The 228-nt window shown below is 73.7% G+C and carries 1 pseudogene; it reads right to left on the bottom strand.

The features are described 5' to 3' along the window. Positions 1-228: pseudogene (locus tag KVT44_RS57620) on the bottom strand (nitronate monooxygenase); the annotation flags it as partial.

Below are 228 nucleotides of genomic sequence, written 5' to 3'. Positions count from 1 at the left end.
ATGGCGAGACCGCCGCGGAGCATCCGCCACCAGGAGAGCCCGGACAGCCACCGGAACCCGGCGGCCCGGCGGACGGCCTGTGCGAGGGCCCCCGCACGGCCGGACCTCTCCAAGGAGTCGACGAAGTCCGTACGCAGCATGCGATGGGGGAGGCCGTCCGCGGCCGTCGTGACCGTGACGTCCCTGACCGTCGCCGCCAGGTACTTCGCCTTCACTGCGGCCGGGACC

This window comes from Streptomyces sp. GbtcB7, from assembly GCF_019091445.1.
GTDB lineage: Bacteria > Actinomycetota > Actinomycetes > Streptomycetales > Streptomycetaceae > Streptomyces > Streptomyces mirabilis.
Note: the sequence above shows the minus strand (reverse complement) of the source record. Positions and strands in the feature narration are given on the sequence as shown.